At 41.8% G+C, this 4,450-nt stretch carries 4 protein-coding genes; all 4 read left to right on the top strand.

Annotation, left to right across the window (positions count from 1 at the left end; translation table 11 throughout):
• Positions 1 to 2,190, top strand: a 2,190-nt coding sequence (locus JWQ85_RS11785) for a class I tRNA ligase family protein (RefSeq protein ID WP_299468143.1), incomplete at its 5' end; no start/stop codon positions are given.
• On the top strand, positions 2,191 to 2,568 hold the full coding sequence (locus JWQ85_RS11780; protein WP_067055645.1) for a TraR/DksA C4-type zinc finger protein: 378 nt from the start codon (positions 2,191 to 2,193) through the stop codon (positions 2,566 to 2,568). It begins immediately after the preceding gene.
• Positions 2,569 to 3,174, top strand: coding sequence for a lipoprotein signal peptidase (locus JWQ85_RS11775; RefSeq protein WP_299468137.1), 606 nt, complete (start codon positions 2,569 to 2,571; stop codon positions 3,172 to 3,174).
• 309 nt (positions 3,175 to 3,483) lie between these two features.
• Positions 3,484 to 4,176, top strand: a complete 693-nt coding sequence (locus JWQ85_RS11770) for an SIMPL domain-containing protein (protein WP_299468135.1) — start codon at positions 3,484 to 3,486, stop codon at positions 4,174 to 4,176.
• The last annotated feature ends 274 nt before the right edge of the window (positions 4,177 to 4,450 follow it).

Here is a 4,450-nt window from a genome sequence, read left to right as displayed (position 1 = left end):
GATCCGGAATTCAGGCCAACTGATGTTTTAATTGCTATTAAATTAAAGGAAGACAATAAAGCCTTTGATGTAAAGAAATACGAGCACAGTTATCCGCATTGCTGGCGTACGGATAAACCAATTTTATATTATCCGCTGGATAGCTGGTTTATCAATACTACCGCAGTAAAAGATCGAATGGTTGAATTGAATAAAACCATCAACTGGAAACCCGAAGCAACCGGCACAGGACGTTTTGGTAACTGGCTGGAAAACCTGGTCGATTGGAATTTATCCCGTTCGCGTTTCTGGGGAACCCCATTGCCGATCTGGAGAACAGCCGATGGGTCGGAAGAGATTTGCATAGGCTCTATCGCAGAGCTTGAGGCTGAAATTGAAAAATCAGTAAAAGCCGGATTTATGAAAGCCGGATCTGAAATCAAAGACCTGCATCGTCCTTACGTGGATGATGTATTCCTGGTATCGCCAACAGGCAAAAAAATGCTTCGCGAACCGGATCTGATCGATGTTTGGTTTGATTCAGGTGCTATGCCATATGCGCAATGGGGCCTTCCCCCAACCCCCTCCGGCAGATTGGGTGATATAACCCCTAAAGAATTTCTGGAGTACTGGAGACGCCACGCGCAAGGGAAACTCTCCCCTTCCGGGGGAGACCTGCCTGCCGGACAGGCAGGTTTAGAGGGGGCAATTTATCCTGCAGATTTTATCGCTGAAGGTGTTGACCAAACCCGCGGATGGTTTTTCACACTTCACGCTATCGCAGTAATGCTCAACGACAGTATTGCATTCAAAAACGTAGTGTCTAATGGACTTGTGCTGGATAAGAATGGGAACAAAATGTCTAAACGACTTGGTAATGCAGCTGATCCGTTTGAAACAATAGAAAAATACAGTGCCGATGCTGCCCGCTGGTATATGATCAGCAATGCATCGCCATGGGATAACCTTAAATTTAATATTGAAGGCCTGGACGAGGTTCGCCGCAAGTTCTTCGGTACGTTGTATAACACTTACTCTTTCTTTGTGCTTTATGCCAACATCGATAAGTTTAAGTACGAAGAAGCCGAGATAGCTTTAGATAAACGCCCCGAGCTTGACCGTTGGATAATATCCCTGTTAAACACCTTAAGCAAAGAAGTTGATGGCTACTATGCCGATTTTGAGCCAACCAAAGCTGCCCGTGCTATACAGGAATTTGTCGACTTACACTTTAGTAACTGGTACATCCGTTTAAGTCGCCGCCGTTTCTGGAGGTCAGATAATTCGGACGATAAGCTATCGGCTTACCAAACGCTTTATACCTGTTTGATCACTATCAGCAAATTAATGTCGCCCATTGCGCCGTTTTTTGCAGAGCGTTTATATACCGATCTGAACAGTGTTACCGGTAAAGAGGAATTTGAATCGGTACACCTGGCCTACTATCCGGAATATCATAACGATTTAGTGGATACCGCTTTGGAAGAGCGTATGCAAATGGCGCAGGATATATCATCGCTGGTGTTATCGCTTCGTAAAAAAATTGAGATCCCTGTTCGCCGCCCGTTGGGTAAAATTTTATTGCCTATACTGGATAAGAATTTTAAGGTACAGATAGAAAAGGTTAAAGAACTGGTATTATCTGAAACTAATATCAAGGACATTGAGTATATTACGGATGCCGCAGGTTTTATTAAGAAAAAGATAAAACCAAACTTTAAAGCCCTGGGCGCTAAGGTTGGTAAGGATATGAAAGATGTAGCCGCGGCGATAAATGGTTTTGGCCAGGAAGATATCACAAAACTGGAAAGCGAAGGTCAAGTACCTGTGCTTAATGGTAAGTATGAGATACTACTTTCTGATGTTGAAATTATAGCGGAAGATGTTCCCGGATGGCAAGTTGCAAATTTAGGAAAACTAACCGTAGCTTTAGACGTTACGATAACCAACGAGTTGGAACAGGAGGGTATTGCCCGCGAATTTGTAAACCGTGTACAAAACGAACGCAAGAACAAAGAGTTTGAGGTAACCGACAGGATAAACGTACACGTAAACTGTGGCCCCAAGATCTGGACTGCGGTGGAAAATAATTTATCCTATATTTGCGCCGAAATTTTAGCTGATAGCCTTGTGCTTGATACTCAGCTAACTGAAGGCGTAAAAGCCGTTATTGACGAGTACGAAATTTTGATTGCTATAAGTAAAAGTTAAATGGAAAACGAAAAAACAAGGTATTCTGATTCAGAATTAAAAGAATTTAAGGACCTATTATTAGAAAAATTACGCAGTTCGAAAGAAGAGCTGAATGCACTGGCTACTTCATTAAGTTCGCCAAACGCGAACGGTACAGATGACACTGCCGGTACTTATAAAACACTGGAAGACGGATCTGCGACGTTGGAGAAAGAACAAATTAATCAGTTAGCTGCCCGCCAAAAGAAATTTATTGAGCAGTTAGAGGCCGCTTTGGTACGTATCGAGAATAAAACCTACGGTATTTGCCGCGAAACCGGTAAGCTGATCCCTAAAGAACGCCTGCGTGCAGTTCCGCACACAACGTTAACTATGGAAGCTAAATTGAAGCAATAAATGAAGGCGGCGTATACAAAACCTTTTTTAACTGCTGCATTTATTATCCTTGTTGACCAGATCATAAAGATCTGGGTAAGAAAACACATGTTCCTGGGCGAAGAAATTCGTTTCCTTGGTAATAGGGGCATGTTGCATTATACCGAAAACAACGGCATGGCCTTTGGCATGGAACTGGGTGGCGAGCTGGGTAAGCTTGCTTTAACGCTGTTTCGCATTGTTGCTGTTTGTGGCATAGGTTACGCGCTGGTGTTTCTTATAAAACACAAATATCATCGTGGTTTAATTATGATGGTGGCCCTTATACTGGCCGGTGCATTGGGTAATATAATTGATTCTACTTTTTATGGTATCATCTACCACTATGCCGGTGTATTTCACGGCCGTGTGGTAGATATGTTTTACTTCCCGCTGTTAACAGGGCAATTTCCTAACTGGGTGCCGTTATGGGGTGGTGAAGAATACATTTTCTTCCGCCCGGTATTTAACCTGGCCGATGCCGCTATATCAATAGGTGTTATAATGATACTGCTCAACCAAAAGCGCTACTTTAAACATGAAGAGCCCGAAGTGAGCAGCCCTAATAGTGAAATGGTAGAGGAGTAAAAGCTTCTTACACAATATTCAAAGCCCCGATTTATCGGGGCTTTTTTTGTTTGCCTGCCTACGGGAGACGTGAAGTATCACGTCTCTACGAGAAGGCATAAATGTAGAGGCGCGATACTTCGCGCCTTAATGCCCACGTCTTAACATTATACAAATATTTTCTCTCCTTAATATTTCCTTACTACTTTTATTATCATCGTGTTAAAACACACAACCCTGTTAGGGGTTGCACTTTATATTTATTACATGTTTCAAATTAAACTATCGGCACGTAATTAACTCTACACTATACATATATATTTAATCCTTATGAAGAAATTATTTTTATTAGCCGCATTAGTTGCCATCACATTTGGGGCGTTTGCACAAAACACAGATCTGCGCCGTAAAATTGAAGTTACCGGCATTGCCGAGCAAGAGGTTACTCCCGATATTATCAACGTATCCATATCATTAAAAGAATATTTGAACGGTAAAAAGAAGGTTACTATTAGTCAGTTAGAAAACCAGTTGGAAAAAGCAATCGCCGAAGCGGGTATTGCTAAAGAAGATTTCACGGTGAACAACCTGTCATCATGGAATTACGAAACGGAGAAAAAGAAAAACCCCGACTTTTTGGCCAGCAAACAATATGGTGTTAAATTTCGCGATCTGAATAAGTTTAACCAGATAATGAGCAAAATTGATCCTAAGGGCATCCAAAGCACCAATATTGATAGCTACGACTACTCGAAAATTAACGAGATAAAAAACAAACTGAAACTGCAAGCGCTGCTTGCTGCAAGGGATAAAGCATCGTTTTTGGTGAACGGTTTAGGCGATAAATTAGGCAGTGCTTTAAATATTACCGAAAGTGATAACAGCAGTTTCCCGCAACCGCGTATGTACGCAAATGTGATGTTTAAATCAGCTGCGGCCGACGCAGCGGCGCCCGAGTCTGATATCGATTTTAAAAAGATAAAACTGAGTTTCCAGATCCAGGCCGTTTTCGAGATAAAATAATAAACAGTTATATATAATTTACAGCCCCGACTTGTTGGGGCTTTTTTGTTTTTAGGCTATGGCAAACATTTAATTTATGGGGATGTTAATTATATAAATTATTATTTAACAACCATGAAAGCATTAAGATATATAGCAGTACTTATTCTTTTATCAGCATCAATAACAGCCTGCACCGGCGACCGCAGCAAAGCCACTTTAGGCGGTACAAAAGATACTGTTGCTAAAGCGGGTACTGGTGACCCGAATAATACCCATGCGGCGGATTCCTCAA

Origin of the sequence: Mucilaginibacter sp., assembly GCF_028288105.1 — a bacterium.
GTDB lineage: Bacteria > Bacteroidota > Bacteroidia > Sphingobacteriales > Sphingobacteriaceae > Mucilaginibacter.
This window is presented reverse-complemented; position numbering and strand designations above follow the sequence as displayed.

Excerpts from the sequence above, each read along its gene's own strand:
- JWQ85_RS11770 (WP_299468135.1), top strand. The coding sequence starts at position 3,484 with ATGAAGAAATTATTTTTATTAGCCGCATTAGTTGCCATCACATTTGGG.
- JWQ85_RS11775 (WP_299468137.1), top strand. The coding sequence starts at position 2,569 with ATGAAGGCGGCGTATACAAAACCTTTTTTAACTGCTGCATTTATTATC.
- JWQ85_RS11780 (WP_067055645.1), top strand. The coding sequence starts at position 2,191 with ATGGAAAACGAAAAAACAAGGTATTCTGATTCAGAATTAAAAGAATTT.